The sequence below is a fragment of the Streptomyces sp. NPDC031497 genome, assembly GCF_055580905.1.
This window is the reverse complement of sequence record NZ_JBVIKO010000010.1, coordinates 135,257-149,136: the sequence shown is the minus strand read 5'-3', so window position 1 is coordinate 149,136 and position 13,880 is coordinate 135,257. Positions and strand designations below refer to the sequence as shown.

Annotated in this window: 11 protein-coding genes and 1 pseudogene; 5 read left to right on the top strand and 7 right to left on the bottom strand. The window is 70.8% G+C overall.

What is annotated here, in order from left to right; genetic code table 11:
- Positions 1 to 21: 21 nt before the first annotated feature.
- The 3 genes from ACZ5K7_RS22365 to mgtA are packed head-to-tail and all read left to right on the top strand — an operon-like array spanning position 22 to position 5,781.
- On the top strand, positions 22 to 747 hold the full coding sequence (locus tag ACZ5K7_RS22365) for a GAF and ANTAR domain-containing protein (protein WP_468915501.1): 726 nt from the start codon (positions 22 to 24) through the stop codon (positions 745 to 747).
- A gap of 25 nt (positions 748 to 772) precedes the next feature.
- Complete coding sequence (locus tag ACZ5K7_RS22360) at positions 773 to 3,181, top strand: phosphoketolase family protein (protein WP_468915500.1); 2,409 nt, start codon at positions 773 to 775, stop codon at positions 3,179 to 3,181.
- Positions 3,163 to 5,781 carry a magnesium-translocating P-type ATPase gene (gene mgtA / locus ACZ5K7_RS22355; protein WP_468915498.1) on the top strand — a complete coding sequence of 873 codons (2,619 nt, stop codon included), beginning with the start codon at positions 3,163 to 3,165 and terminating at the stop codon, positions 5,779 to 5,781. The genes ACZ5K7_RS22360 and mgtA overlap by 19 nt, the downstream gene beginning before the upstream one ends.
- A 79-nt stretch (positions 5,782 to 5,860) precedes the next feature.
- Here the strand turns inward: mgtA and ACZ5K7_RS22350 are convergent, their stop codons facing one another.
- The 5 genes and pseudogenes from ACZ5K7_RS22350 to ACZ5K7_RS22330 all read right to left on the bottom strand — a co-directional run bounded on the left by ACZ5K7_RS22350 (position 5,861) and on the right by ACZ5K7_RS22330 (position 9,585).
- Positions 5,861 to 6,841 carry a slipin family protein gene (locus ACZ5K7_RS22350; protein ID WP_468915496.1) on the bottom strand — a complete coding sequence of 327 codons (981 nt, stop codon included), beginning with the start codon at positions 6,839 to 6,841 and terminating at the stop codon, positions 5,861 to 5,863.
- A gap of 141 nt (positions 6,842 to 6,982) precedes the next feature.
- Positions 6,983 to 7,392 (bottom strand): annotated as a pseudogene (locus tag ACZ5K7_RS22345) (DUF5994 family protein).
- Positions 7,393 to 7,435: 43 nt separating this feature from the next.
- Positions 7,436 to 7,855: a hypothetical protein gene (locus ACZ5K7_RS22340; RefSeq protein ID WP_468915495.1), complete on the bottom strand. Its 420-nt coding sequence runs from the start codon at positions 7,853 to 7,855 to the stop codon at positions 7,436 to 7,438.
- Positions 7,856 to 8,113: 258 nt separating this feature from the next.
- Positions 8,114 to 8,551, bottom strand: coding sequence for a DUF5994 family protein (locus ACZ5K7_RS22335; protein ID WP_450972337.1), 438 nt, complete (start codon positions 8,549 to 8,551; stop codon positions 8,114 to 8,116).
- A gap of 32 nt (positions 8,552 to 8,583) precedes the next feature.
- Complete coding sequence (locus ACZ5K7_RS22330; protein WP_468915494.1) at positions 8,584 to 9,585, bottom strand: acyl-CoA desaturase; 1,002 nt, start codon at positions 9,583 to 9,585, stop codon at positions 8,584 to 8,586.
- Positions 9,586 to 10,500: 915 nt separating this feature from the next.
- Here ACZ5K7_RS22330 and ACZ5K7_RS22325 point away from each other — a divergent pair.
- The gene (locus tag ACZ5K7_RS22325; protein ID WP_468915493.1) at positions 10,501 to 10,728 is read left to right on the top strand and encodes a hypothetical protein; all 228 of its coding nucleotides are present in this window, start codon (positions 10,501 to 10,503) and stop codon (positions 10,726 to 10,728) included.
- Here the strand turns inward: ACZ5K7_RS22325 and ACZ5K7_RS22320 are convergent.
- Both ACZ5K7_RS22320 and ACZ5K7_RS22315 read right to left on the bottom strand, forming a co-directional pair.
- Positions 10,698 to 12,158, bottom strand: a complete 1,461-nt coding sequence (locus ACZ5K7_RS22320) for a phytoene desaturase family protein (protein WP_468915492.1) — start codon at positions 12,156 to 12,158, stop codon at positions 10,698 to 10,700. The genes ACZ5K7_RS22325 and ACZ5K7_RS22320 overlap by 31 nt on opposite strands.
- Positions 12,155 to 12,412, bottom strand: a complete 258-nt coding sequence (locus tag ACZ5K7_RS22315; protein WP_351698801.1) for a DUF3556 domain-containing protein — start codon at positions 12,410 to 12,412, stop codon at positions 12,155 to 12,157. Before ACZ5K7_RS22315 ends, ACZ5K7_RS22320 begins: the two co-directional genes overlap by 4 nt.
- Before the next feature lie 633 nt (positions 12,413 to 13,045).
- Between ACZ5K7_RS22315 and ACZ5K7_RS22310 the strand changes: the two genes are divergently transcribed.
- A partial coding sequence (locus ACZ5K7_RS22310; RefSeq protein ID WP_468915489.1) for an ice-binding family protein occupies positions 13,046 to 13,880 on the top strand: 835 nt, incomplete at its 3' end.

Here is a 13,880-nt window from a genome sequence, read left to right as displayed (position 1 = left end):
CCACAAACAGAGGTGTGCACGATGAAGGAACAGCTGATGGCCCGGACGTTCGTCGAGCTGGCGGACAGTCTCGTCGCCGACTTCGACCTCATGGACTTCCTGCGTCTGCTCACCGACCGCTGTGTCGACCTGCTCGACGCGAGTGCGGCGGGCGTCCTGCTCGCCGACCGCGACGGCGTGCTGCGCGTCATGGCCGCCTCCGACGAACGGGTGCGCCTCCTCGAACTCTTCCAGCTCCAGAACCACGAAGGCCCCTGCCTGGACTGCTTCCACACCGGGATCACCGTCTCCGTTCCCGACCTGCGCGACGAAGCCGCGCGCTGGCCCCTGTTCACCGCCCAGGCCCGGCGCAGCGGCTTCACCGCCGTCCAGGCGCTGCCCATGCGCCTGCGCGACGAGGTCGTCGGCGCCCTCAACCTCTTCCACACCACCCCGGGGCCCATCAGCCCCGCCGCCACCCCCTTCGCACAGGCCCTCGCCGACGTCGCCACCATCAGCCTGCTGCAACAGCGCACCACCGAGCGCAGCACCCTCCTCAACGAACAGCTGCAGACGGCCCTCACCAGCCGCGTGCTGATCGAACAGGCCAAGGGAAAACTCGCCGAGCGCCGCCACACGGACATGGAGCAGGCCTTCACGACGCTGCGCGCCTACGCCCGCGCCCACAACCGCCGCTTGGCGGACGTCGCCCGCGCCTTCATCGAAGAAACCGAGCACCTCCCCGGTCTCAGTCCGGGAAGTTCCTGATCAGCCTCTGCGAGAAGGGTTCGTCATGCCACTCGGCCCCACTACCGGGACCTCCCTCGACACTCCGGGCACCCCCGACCACCTCGACGAGAAGGAGCTGAGCGCTCTGGACGCCCATTGGCGGGCGGCGAACTACCTGGCCGTCGGGCAGATCTACCTCATGTCCAACCCTCTGCTGACCGAGCCGTTGACGCCTGAGCACGTCAAACCGCGACTGCTGGGGCACTGGGGCACCTCACCGGGCCTGAACCTGGTCCACACCCACCTCAACAGGGTCGTCAAGGCGAGGAACCTGGACGCGATCTGTGTCTGGGGGCCAGGGCACGGCGGGCCGGCCGTGGTGGCGAACTCCTGGCTGGAGGGCAGCTACACCGAGACGTACCCGGACCTCACGCGGGACGCGGCGGGCATGACCCGCCTCTTCCGGCAGTTCTCCTTCCCGGGCGGCATCCCCAGTCATGTCGCACCCGAGACCCCCGGATCGATCCACGAGGGCGGCGAGCTGGGCTACTCCCTCTCGCACGCCTACGGGGCCGCGTTCGACAACCCGGGGCTCCTGGTGGCCTGCGTGATCGGCGACGGTGAGGCCGAGACGGGCCCGCTGGCCGCCTCCTGGCACTCCGACAAGTTCCTCGACCCGGTACGGGACGGTGTCGTCCTGCCGATCCTGCACCTCAACGGCTACAAGATCGCCAACCCGACGGTCCTGGCCCGGATACCGGAGCCCGAACTCGACTCCCTGCTCAGGGGATACGGCCACGAGCCCCTCCACGTGACCGGGGACGACCCCCGCGCCGTCCACCAGGCGATGGCCCACGCCATGGACGAGGCCCTGAACCGTATCGCCGCCTTCCAGTACGCCGCCCGCACGGAGGGCACCGCCGAACGCCCGCGCTGGCCGGTGATCGTGCTGCGCACGCCCAAGGGCTGGACCGGACCCGCCGAGGTCGACGGCCTCCCGATGGAGGGCACCTGGCGAGCACACCAGGTGCCGCTGCCGGCCGTACGCGAGAACCCGGACCATCTACGGCAGTTGGAGCGCTGGCTGCGCTCCTACCGGCCCGCGGAACTCTTCGACGAGCACGGACGCCCGCGGGAACAGGTCCTGGCCTGCGTCCCCGACGGCGCGCACCGCCTGGGCGCCAACCCGCACACCAACGGTGGCCTGCTGCTGCGCGACCTGCCCCTGCCGCCCCTGGAGCGGTTCGCCGTCCCGGTCGACAAGCCCGGCGCGACGGCGCACGAGCCGACCCGCGTCCTCGGCGACCTGCTGGCGCAGGTGATGGCCGACACGGGCGAGCGTCGCGACTTCCGGCTGGTCGGCCCGGACGAGACGGCCTCCAACCGCCTCCAGGCCGTCTACGAGGCGAGCGGCAAGGCGTGGGAGGCCCAGGTTCTGCCCACGGACGAGCACCTGGAGCGCGGCGGCCGGGTGGTGGAGATCCTCTCCGAACACACCTGCCAGGGCTGGCTGGAGGGCTATCTCCTCACCGGCCGGCACGGCCTGTTCTCCTGCTACGAGGCTTTCGTCCACATCGTCGACTCCATGGCGAACCAGCACATCAAGTGGCTGCGCGTCGCCCGCCGGCTCCCCTGGCGCCGCCCGATCGCCTCCCTCAACTACCTGCTGACCTCGCACGTGTGGCGTCAGGACAGCAACGGCTTCTCGCACCAGGACCCCGGTTTCGTCGACCACGTGCTCAACAAGTCGCCAGAGGTCGTGCGGGTCTACTACCCCCCGGACGCCAACACCCTGCTGTCCGTGGTGGACCACGTGCTGCGCAGCCGCGACTACGTCAACGTCGTCGTCGCGGGCAAGCAGCCCTGCTTCGACTGGCTCGACCTCGACGCCGCCCGCGCCCACTGCGCCCGCGGCGCCGGGATCTGGGACTGGGCCGGCACCGAGTCCGACCCCGGCGAGCCCGACGTGGTGCTCGCCTGCGCGGGGGACGTACCCACCCTCGAAGTGCTGGCCGCGGCCTCGCTGCTCCGCCGCCACCTGCCCGAACTCGCGGTACGGGTGGTAAACGTCGTGGACATCGCCCGGCTGCTGCCCGCGGAGGAACACCCCCACGGCATGCCCGACAGCGAGTACGACGCGCTGTTCACCCCCGACAAGCCTGTCGTCTTCGCCTACCACGGCTACCCGTGGCTGATCCACCGGCTCGCCTACCGCCGCGCCAACCACCCGCACCTGCACGTGCGGGGCTACAAGGAGGAGGGCACCACCACGACCCCGTTCGACATGGTCGTACGCAACGACCTCGACCGGTACCGGCTGGTCATGGACGTCATCGACCGGGTGCCCGGTCTCGCGGTCCGCGCGGCGTCGCTGCGCCAGCGGATGGTCGACGCCCGCTACCGCCATCACGACTGGATCCGCGCCCATGGGGCGGACCTGCCCGAGGTGGCCGAATGGACCTGGAGTCAGTGACCACCCCTACGGCAGAGCTGCGGGTGGGGGACGCCGCCGCCGAAGACGCGAAGGCCGTGCTGGCCGCGCTCGCGAGCAGCCCCGACGGCCTGTCGGGCGGCGAGACGGGTCAGGCGGCCGAACGGCTCGCGGCCCTCGGGCCGAACGCCGTACGCACGCACCACGTCCGCGTCCTGGCGGTCCTCGGGCGGCAGCTGCGCAGCGCCCTGCTGATCCTGCTGGCGGTGACGGCCGGGGTCTCGTACTTCTTCGGCGAGCGGACCGGCGCGATCATCATCGGGGGGATTCTGGTGCTGAGCGTGGCGCTGGGATTCGTCAACGAGTACCGGGCGGAGAAAGCGGCACAGGCCCTGCACTCGCGGGTGCGGCACACGGCCGTCGTGGTCCGGGGCGGCGCGGCCGTCGAGGTCGACGTGACCGAGCTGGTGCCGGGCGATGTCGTACGTCTGACACTGGGGCAGGTGGTGCCCGCGGACCTGCGCCTGCTGGAGTGCACCGCGTTCGCCTGCGACGAGAGCGTCCTCACCGGGGAGTCCGCCCCCGCCGACAAGGACCCGGAGCCGGTCGCCGCGGGGGCGCCCCTGGCCGAGCTGTCCTCCTGCGCGCTGATGGGGACCGTGGTGCACGGGGGCAGCGCGACCGGAGTGGTCGTCGCCACCGGGGGCCGCGCCGAGTTCGGGCGGATCGCGCTGGGGCTGGGAGAACGGCAGCCGGAGACCGACTTCCAGGCGGGGCTGCGCCGCTTCTCCATGCTGCTTCTCAAGGTCGCCGCCGCCCTCACCACCGGGATCTTCGTCATCAACCTCCTGCTCCACCGCCCGCTGCTAGACGCTCTGCTCTTCTCGCTGGCCATCGCGGTGGGTATCACCCCGCAGCTGCTGCCCGCCGTGGTGAGCACGAGCCTGGCCACCGGCTCACGGCAGCTGGCGCGCCGCAAGGTCCTCGTCAAACGGCTGGTGTGCATCGAGGACCTGGGCGACATGGACGTCCTGGTCACCGACAAGACCGGCACGCTCACCGAGGGCCGCATCCGTTTCGAGGCGGCCCTCGACCCGGCCGGTGCACCCTCCGACACGGTGCTGAAGCTGGGCCTGCTGGCCACCGAGGGCGACCTCGACCAGGTGGGCGGGAACGCGCTGGACGTCGCGCTGTGGCAGGCCACGGACACGCCCCCGGCCGGACACCACCGGCTCGCGCTGCTGCCCTTCGACCACGACCGGCAGCTGGGCTCCGCGCTCGTCCAGCGTCCGGACGGCAGCCGTCTGCTCGTCGCCAAGGGCGCGCCCGAAGCGGTCCTGGCCCGCTGCGACGACGTACCGGAGGCGGCCGCGGCGGTGCTCCAGGAGCACTTCGCGGCGGGCAGCCGGGTGGTCGCCGTGGCCACCCGGGACACGCACGGGCAGACGTCCCTCACGGCCGCCGACGAGTACCGGCTGCGTCTGGCCGGCTTCCTGGTCTTCCTCGACCCGCCCAAGACCGGTGCCGCCGCCTCACTGCGCCGCCTCGCCGACCTCGGCATCACCGTCAAGATCTGTACGGGCGACAACGCGCTCGTCGCCCAGAAGGTCTGCGCCGACCTCGGCCTGCCGCCCGGCCGCGCCCTGACCGGCCAGGACATCGGGGCGCTGGACGACGACCAGCTGACCAGGGCGGCCGAGACCACCACCGTCTTCGCCCGCGTCTCGCCCCAGGACAAGGCCCGAGTCGTACGGGCGCTGCGGCGCCGGGGCCGGGACATCGGATTCCTGGGCGACGGCGTGAACGACGCGCTGGCCCTGCACGCCGCCGACGTGGGGCTGTCCGTGGACACCGCGACCGACGTGGCCAAGGACGCGGCCGACGTCCTGCTCCTGGAGAAGGACCTCGGCGTCCTCGCCGACGGGGTCGCCGAGGGCCGCCGGATCTTCGCCAACACCATCAAGTACGTCCTGATGGGCACCTCCAGCAACTTCGGCAACATGTTCAGCGCGGCCGGAGCCTCCCTGGTGCTGTCTTTCCTGCCGATGCTGCCCTCGCAGATCCTGCTCAACAACCTCCTCTACGACGCAGGGCAGTTGACCATCCCCACCGACCACGTCGATCCGGAGCAACTGCGCGCGCCCTCGCACTGGGACATCGCCTTCATCCGTCGCTTCATGCTCTTCTTCGGGCCCGTCAGCTCCGTCTTCGACTTCCTCACCTTCGCCGTCATGATCGAGATCTTCCACACCGGCGCCGAGCTGTTCCGCTCCGGCTGGTTCGTGGAATCCCTCGCCACACAGGCACTGGTCGTCTTCGCCATCCGCACCCGCCGGGTGCCGTTCTACCGCAGTCGGCCCAGCCGCCCCCTGCTGGTCAGCGCCCTGGGTGTCGTCGCCGTCGGTGTCGCGCTGCCGATGTCCCCGCTCGCGGGACCGCTCGGTTTCCGGTCCCTGCCGCTCGGACTCGTCCTCGCGCTGGCCCTGATGGTCGTGCTCTACCTGGTGCTGATCGAGGGCGCCAAACACGTCTTCTACGCCCGCGCCGACGCGCGGGCCGCACTTCCACCGGTACGCCACCGCACCCTCCGGCATCGCATCCAACGCCGGGCCGGCCGCTTCAGCCATCCCGGACCGCTGTGACCCCGGTGACGCGCTGTCACCGGGGCCGTCAACAGCACCGCACCGCGACGATCACGTCACCCCGGGCGGCCCGGAACCGTCAACCGCTCAATGATTCCTCGGCGTCCCGCCGCGTCGGCCAGTCGTCCTGCCGCTTCCGGGCCACCTCCGCACGGCTGCCGAACCGCTCTCCGGGCAGGGAGACCGACGGTGCGAGGGCCGGTGCGGGGATGGCAGGCTCCGGGATCACGGCCCCTGCGGAGAGCGCGGCGTGCCTGTCGCTCCGGCGCACGAGCCGTCCGTCGGACTCGTCGTCGCTGTCCCTGCTCTGGTGCTCGAAGAAGCGGAGCATCTCCACCGGGAACGGCATCACGAGGGTGCTGTTCTTCTCGGCGGAGACGTCCACCACGGTCTGCAGCAGGCGCAGTTGGAGTGCTCCGGGGGTGTCGGCCATGGTCGCGGCGGCGTCGGTCAGCCGCTGGGACGCCTGGAACTCTCCGTCGGCGGCGATGACCCGGGCACGGCGTTCCCGCTCGGCCTCGGCCTGCTTGGACATGGAACGCATCATCGACTCCGGAAGGGCGATGTCCTTGATCTCCACGCGTTCGATGCGCAGTCCCCAGGGTTCCTCGGTGGGGGCGTCCATCACCTTCTTGAGCTCCGCGTTGATGTGGTCCCGGTCGGAGAGCAGTGTGTCCAGGTCGGCCCTGCCGATGACCGAGCGGAGCGACGTCTGGGCGATCTGGGAGACGGCGGCAGGATAGTTGCGCACGTTCACCAGGGCCTTGACGGGGTCGATGACCTTGAAGTAGACGACCGCGTCGACGGTGAGCGTCACGTTGTCGGCGGTGATGGACCCTTGCGGCGGGATGCCGAGGACCTCGGTCTGGACGGAAACCTTCCGCATCCGGTCCCCGATCGGCCGGATGACGCGCAGGCCGGGCCCGCGGATGTCCGGCAGCAGCCGCCCGAAGCGGAACACCACGCCCTTCTCGTACTGCTGGACGTTGCGCAGGCTCAGGGCGAGCAGGACCAGCCCGGCCACGGCGCACACCACCAGCACGGTGATCAGAACACCCATGGTTCTCACTTTCCTTACGTCGATGACGGTGCCGGACCCGAGCGGTCCGGGAAGCACACGGCACGGGAGGACCCCGGCCTGTCGTCTGAGGTGCGGCCGGGGTCTCGGGCTGCTGTTGAGGCTCTGGTGTGTGGGCCCGGCTCAGCCGGGAGAACTCTGCAGTGCGTCGGTCCGGTCGGCCCGGGTGATGCCGGTGGCGGCCAGAATCCGCTCGGCCGAGACGCCGTTGTCATCCTGTACGGCCATGTCCGTCGCGGTGTGCGCGGGACCGGTCCCCGGCGGGATCACCAGGCACAGGAAGGGGTCCTGGTCGCCCCGGGTGACGATCATGATGCTGTCCCTCACGGCGGACCAGTCGATGCGGACCGTGTGCCCGTCGAAGAACAGATGGCCCGGGATCTCGTCCCAGTCGCTCGCGTCGAGGCCCACGCGGGCGCCGGGGCCCAGGGGGCCGTCAGTGCGGTGAGGAGACCCGACAGCCGGCTCCTGAGGTCCCGTGTCCGCAGCCACCACACGCCGTCGAACGTCCCCGGGTGCTTGGTCGTCTCCATCCGCCGGCTGCGGCCGTGGTGGCCACCAGGGTTCCCACGGCTCTCACCGCGCCGTCGGCGGCACGTATACGGCCGGGATCTGCGGGCGTGCTGCCGGATCGCGGACTTCGTGGTCTTCTTCGGAGTCCCAGGCCGTCTGCCCCGCCGGGTCGGCCTCCGACACCGTGCGCAGGTGCGCCGCCTCCATCATCAGCCGGTCCACGTGCGAGGTGCGCAGGCAGTCTCTGCCGGCGGCCATCAGCCAGAGGGCCGAGACGGGCGTCGGCTGTACCTGCCCGCCCATGGGCACCGCACCCGGGGAGGCCGGCCAGTACGGCTGGTTCGTCAGGCCCCCGGTGATCCGCCCCGGCAGCGGATCGAGCGCGGCCGTCGGCGAGGGACCGAGGGGAGCGGAAGGGATCCGGAGTGGCCTGGAGGAGGGCGTTATTCCGGGGATCGGCGTGGGGTAATCGGTCGCAGTCATGACGCGAACCCTGCTCCGGGCCGACGGGAACCGGCCCGGCGTGGTCAAATCGCCGAAAGTGACAACGACATGGAAGCCGGTGCACGAAATACCCTCGGTAACACCAGCGTACTCCGTCGACGGTCCGAGCGGACTCCCCCGTCCGGGCAGCGCGGCCGGCCCAGGACCGGGCACATGGAGCCTGCCCAGCCGGGTCCGGTGACAACAAGGCCCGCACCCGGGGTGCCGCGGACCCCGGGGGTGGTCCGACGGCCACCGTCAACGGACTGCCACTCCCAACCCCACACTGTCCTTCCAAGCGGTGGCCATACTCTCCGTCAGCCGCCCGGCCTCCGCGTCCGTGGCGGCGGGCGGCACCACCAGCAGGTCCCACCGGCCGCGGCCGGGCGCCAGCAGGCAGACGGTGGAAGGGAAGCGCTGCGTGGTCGTCCGGCGCAGGCGTACGGCCTGGTTGGCGACGAGCAGCCGGTTCGGGAACGGGGACCATGCGGCCTCGTCCACGAGGACGCTGGTGACCTGTCCCCAGGCGTGCGGCAGTCCGGCCAGCAGCCTGGGCAGTTCGGTCGCCAGATCGGGCGAGCGGGGCCACCAGGCGCCGTCGATGCGCCGGGGCATGTGGCCCTGTGCCGACTGGGACACCAGGCGCAGGCGGACGGCGGACGACGAGGAGAGCGGGGGCGGCGGGGCAAGTGTCATGAGAACTCCTGAACGGGATGCGGTCGCCCGGTTCACGCGCGGCGGGCTGCGATACGGTCCGGGGTGGGCCAGCGCACGTCCCGGACCCAGCCGAGGCGTTCGAAGAACCGGATCACGGCGGCGGACGGGTCGAGCTGGCCGCGGTCGACGCCGTGCCGGGCGCAGGTGGGGTCGGCGTGGTGGAGGTTGTGCCAGCTCTCGCCGAAAGAGAGCAGGGCCAGGGGCCACAGGTTGGTGGCGCGGTCGTGGCGACGGGTACGGAACGGGCGCTCACCGATCACATGGCAGAGGGAGTTCACGCTCCACGTGACGTGGTGGAGCAGTGCGATGCGGACAAGTCCCGCCCACAGCAGGGCGGTCAGTGCGGCCACCCAGCTGCCGCCGATCAGCCACCCCGCGGCGAAGGGCAGTGCGAGGGTGAGTACACACAGGGCCGGGAAGGCCCGGGAGACGGTCCGGATGTCACGGTCGGCCAGCAGATCGGGAGCGTAGCGCGCCGCGGACGTGGGGTCGTTGCGGAACAGCCAGCCGACGTGGGCATCCACCAGTCCGCGCAACTGGCCGCGTACAGAAGTGCCGTAGCGATACGGGGAGTGAGGATCGCCCGGCCGGTCGGTGAAGGCGTGGTGGCGGCGATGGATGGCGACCCAGCCGATCACGTCACCCTGGAAGCTCATCGACCCGGCCACGGCGAGCGCGGTGCGCAGCGGCCGGACGGCCCGATAGCTGCCGTGGGTCAGGCCACGGTGGAAGCCGACCGTGACGCCGAGGCCCGTGACGGTGTAGAGCACCGCGGCGAGCACGACATCGACGGGATGGATCAGGCGCCCCCACAGCAGCCAGACGGCCGGACTGAGTGCCAGGAACGGGAGGAAGACGATCAACGCCGTGATCGCCAGGGACAGCCGCTCGCTGCCGGTGCGCTCGGCAGCCGTTCCCTCGCGCGCGAAGGCTGCCCTCCCGTCGTACTCCGGGGACGGCTGGGCGCCTTCCGGCGGGACGGCGGATGGGGAGCGGAGGATATGGAGAGACATGCGCGGTCCTTGACCTCAGTGACGACAGTGCGGCCGGGGTCTTGGGCTGCGCCTCTTGGACGGTGGGTGCGTAACGGCATCGCAGAGAGCGGATGCGAGTCGCACGGACGGTGGATACGGGAGCTACACGGGCTTGGACTGGCTAGGACGTGGAGAGCGGGCGGCGGGGCCGTCAGGCGGTCTCGCCCTGGTGGGTGCCATCGGCGGGCGCTCTGGTGCAGTCGAGTCAAGAGCCGAGCGGACCGCCGACGCGCGAAGCGTCCGGTGTGAGGTGCAGTCGCGTGCCCGCTCCTGAGGGGCCGCGACGAGGACGAGACCGGTCCGAACACCGGCGCACGACGTGCCCTCGACGTTGTCAGCGTACTCCTGCCGCTCGGGACAGCCGCTCTGGCGCATCTTTGTGGTGCGGTGCCCGCCGAAACCACCGGCCGATGCCCGATGACGGGATGACAGGTTGGTCGATCATGAACTGCTCCCGGGACGACGAAGTGAATCCGCGACCGGTCACACTGTTGACCTTGCCGTCTCTCGTGTGGCAGCCCGGGGAGTCCCACTGACAGACCGGCTGCGACGACAATAGAGGTGGGCGGCGGGGCCGTCAGGTCGCCCTGGTAGTGAGATCGGCGGGTGCGGGCATCTGCGCCACCTGCCAACAGCTTCTGCCCGGCAGGACATATAAGTGCAGGGCGGTCCGGCCGAGATCTGTCCACGGCGTCCAGGCAGGTCGGCGGCGAGAGCCCGACGGCACCTGCGGCGGCACCGAGGCAAAACACCGGGAGTGTTCCTGACGAATACGAAAGCGCCGTGCGGGAGGGTCACAGAGGACATGCTCGGGTAACTGGCCGGCCTCGGACTGGAGTGGGCCGGGTCGGCCACGGGCTATCCAGGTGGGCCGTCATCAGGTGACGGCCCACCTTGTGGGATCGAGCAGCAGATCTTCAGCTCGTTGGGAGGGCGGGGGCATCGCTCGTCGCGGGCCCGGGCGCCTGCCACACGTGGACGGAGTGCAACCGTCTGATCGAACTCGGCCGCAAGGTCAACGGCGCCGTGGGCTGGAACCCGGGGTCCGGGCAGGTCTCCAACGGCCTGGGCTGCGCGAGCGAGGAGCGCCTCTACGTGCGCGAGTCCTGGGAGCGCTCCTGAGCCTGCCAGGTCGGGCGGCCCCCCAGGTGGCGCAGTGCTGATGCCGCTGCCCCGGCGCCGCACATGCCGTGCACCCCGGGGCCGGGTGGGGTGGCCGCTGAGCACAGGAACACTCCGGGCAGGCCAGTGGCGTACGGGTCCAGCGCCGGGCGGGCGCCCAGGAGGAGCTGGGAGACCGTCTTCGCTCCGGTGAGGATGTCGCCGCCGGTGAAGTTGGGGTTGGCCGCTTCGAAGTCGGCGGGGCGGGTGATGTGCCGGCCCACGATTCGTTCGTGCACGCCGGGGGCGAAGCGTTCGAGCTGCCGGAGGATCGCCTCCGTGGCATCGCCGTCGTAGCCGTGCGGGACGTGGGCGTACGTCCAGACGGGGTGGACGTCGCCGACCGACCGGGAGGGGTCGGCAAGGTACTGCTGGCCGACCAGGACGAAGGGCCGCTCGGGCATCCGGCCCTGCGTCACGTCCCGTTCCGCCTGGGCCACTTCGGCGAGCGGGCCGCCGAGGTGCACGGTCCCGGCCCGTCGTGCCCGCTCGTCCCTCCAAGGCACGCCGCCCTCGACGGCTAGGTCCACCTTGAAGGCGCCAGGGCCACGGCGGAAGCGCCGGTACGCGCCCGTCACGCGGGCGGGCAGCCTGTCGCCGTAGAGGGCGGCGACCTGGCCGGGGTCGAGGTCGAGCAGAGTCACGTCAGCGGGCGGGATCTGCCGCCGGGTGGTGATCCGCACGCCGGTCTCGATCGTGCCGCCGGCGGCGAGGAGAGCCGCGGCCATGCTGCGGGCGATGGACTGCGAGCCGCCCTCGGCGACGGCCCACCCGGCGGCGTGGCCGGAGGTGAGGATGCCGAGCCCGATCGCCGAGACGAGCGGGTCCCAGAACGGCCGGAACGCGTGCGCCGCCACCCCGGCCCACAGAGCCTGGGCCTGCGGGGTCCGGAAGAGGCGCGCGAGGACCGCGGGAGGCAGCACGGCCGGGAGGCCGAACCGGGCGAGCAGCAGCGGGTGCGCCGGGATCCGCAGCAGCGGACCCATCACGTCGTGCGCGAGAGCGTCCCAGCGCCGCACCAAGGGCTCCACCAGGGCCCGGTAACGGCGGCCGTCCGGGCCGAGCCCGGCGGCGGTCTCCGTGACGGAGCGCAGCAGGACCCCGGCCGTGCCGTCGTCCAGCGGGTGCACACAGTCGATCTCCGGCAGCCGCCAGCGCAGCCCGTGGCGTTCGAGGCCGAGGGCCCGGAGCGCGGGCGAGGTGACGGCCATGGGGTGGATGGCCGAGCAGTGGTCGTGCAGCAGGCCGGGCAGGATCGCCTCGTGGCTGCGCGTGCCGCCGCCGACCTCGTCGGCGGCCTCCAGCAGCGTGACGTCCAGGCCATCCCGCGCGAGGAGGGCCGCAGCAGCGAGCCCGTTGGGCCCGCCACCGACGACGACCGCGGTCGTCATGACGCCGACCCCATGCTCGGAACGCCGGGCGCCGAGCGCAGCGCACGACGAGACACGGCACCGCACACGGGACAGTCCGGGCCGTCGGCGGCCCCGGGCTGACGGGTCACCATGTCGCCCACCGTGACCTGGCCTTGTCCGAGCAGGCCAAGGGCGGCGTCGTGGATCTCATACGCCACAGTCTGCCGGTGGATGGGCTGCCCTTCCAAATGATCACTAACCTCAGCCGTGCTCTTGTTCCTCGGTGCTTCCATGAGCCGAGGGCCTTGGTGGGTCAGGGCGATCCTTGCCGGTTATCTGGTCAACTGATCAGGTCCTCACCGAAAGATGGGATTGCAGGGAAGGACCGCTCCGGCGACGCGCAGAGGTCGGTTCCCTTCCCTGTCCTCGCGCAAAGCCTTCATGTTCTTCTTGCGGTGTTCCTTCAGCTCCGCCAGTTCCGACTCTCCCCGGAGCTGCTCATTTACTCAACACGCCGGTGAGGCGTCGGGGGTCGGATGAGGGCGGTATCGGCCGAGGTGCTGCGGATGCATGAATTTCTTTGCTGCCTGGGCTGACCTGGGAAGTGACGTCACTGTGTCGGCCGTCTCGACTAAGCAGGCACGACCATTCGGCCTATTAAAAATTTTCTGAGCATTTGTGATCGGCTCGCCAGGTTGGGCGAAACCACGCGCGCGAGTTGCAAGTTGGGGCATGCGTCTGCGTAATATTCCAGGGGAAGAGACAGGCGATTCCGTGTGACCGAGAACCGCCGAATACGTCTCCATCCCCTCACAGGAGCTGGCCCTTCGATGACGCCCAATTTCCCTGTCGCGCCTATGCGGCGCGCTTTGTCGGTATGGATCGCGGCGGTACTTGCCGTGGTGATCTCCGCTGTCGTAGTCGCTGTGTCGCCGACACAGGCAAGTGCCCTCGCCACCTTTGTAGATCTGGGCAGGGCGGACAGCTTCGCGGTACTGGCCGGTTCGGCAACCACCAACACCGGCCCCTCGGTGATCACCGGGGATGTCGGAGTGTCTCCGGGAACGTCCATCACCGGATACGGGCCGCCCGCCGTGGTGAACGGGACCCAGCACTCTGCGGACACTGTGGCTCAGGACGCCCAGACCGACCTGATCACGGCGTACGACGACGCTGCCGGGCAGCCCTCCGACGGGGCACTTCCCCCGGACGCCGGTGGCCTGGAGCTGGATCCGGGCGTCTACACAGCCTCCACCACTCTCGGGCTCACCGGCACCCTCACCCTGAATGCCCACGGGGACCCCAACGCCGTCTGGGTGTTCCAGATCGGTTCGGGGCTGACGACGGCGTCCGGCAGCAGCGTGTCCCTCATCAACGGCGCCTCGCCGTGCAATGTGTTCTGGAAGGTGGGTAGTTCGGCCACTCTTGGCACCAGCACCGCCTTCGTGGGCAACATCCTGGCCATGACCTCGATCACTGCCACCACGAGCGCGACCATCGAGGGACGGGCGCTGGCCCGTAACGGTGCCGTGACGCTGGACACCAACACGATCACCCGGCCGCAGTGCGCGGCTGGCACTACGGGTGGCACCACGACGACCGGCACTACCGGTGCGACGACCACCGGCACCACCGGTGCCACGACCACCGGCACCACCGGTGCCACGACCACCGGCACCACGGGTGCCACCACGACGGCCGGCACTACCGGGGCCACCACCACCGGCACCACCGGTGCGACGACCACCGGCACCACCGGAG

Excerpts from the sequence above, each read along its gene's own strand:
- ACZ5K7_RS22365 (WP_468915501.1), top strand. The coding sequence starts at position 22 with ATGAAGGAACAGCTGATGGCCCGGACGTTCGTCGAGCTGGCGGACAGT.
- ACZ5K7_RS22360 (WP_468915500.1), top strand. The coding sequence starts at position 773 with ATGCCACTCGGCCCCACTACCGGGACCTCCCTCGACACTCCGGGCACC.
- mgtA (WP_468915498.1), top strand. The coding sequence starts at position 3,163 with ATGGACCTGGAGTCAGTGACCACCCCTACGGCAGAGCTGCGGGTGGGG.
- ACZ5K7_RS22350 (WP_468915496.1), bottom strand. The coding sequence starts at position 6,841 with ATGGGTGTTCTGATCACCGTGCTGGTGGTGTGCGCCGTGGCCGGGCTG.
- ACZ5K7_RS22340 (WP_468915495.1), bottom strand. The coding sequence starts at position 7,855 with ATGACTGCGACCGATTACCCCACGCCGATCCCCGGAATAACGCCCTCC.
- ACZ5K7_RS22335 (WP_450972337.1), bottom strand. The coding sequence starts at position 8,551 with ATGACACTTGCCCCGCCGCCCCCGCTCTCCTCGTCGTCCGCCGTCCGC.
- ACZ5K7_RS22330 (WP_468915494.1), bottom strand. The coding sequence starts at position 9,585 with ATGTCTCTCCATATCCTCCGCTCCCCATCCGCCGTCCCGCCGGAAGGC.
- ACZ5K7_RS22320 (WP_468915492.1), bottom strand. The coding sequence starts at position 12,158 with ATGACGACCGCGGTCGTCGTCGGTGGCGGGCCCAACGGGCTCGCTGCT.
- ACZ5K7_RS22315 (WP_351698801.1), bottom strand. The coding sequence starts at position 12,412 with ATGGAAGCACCGAGGAACAAGAGCACGGCTGAGGTTAGTGATCATTTG.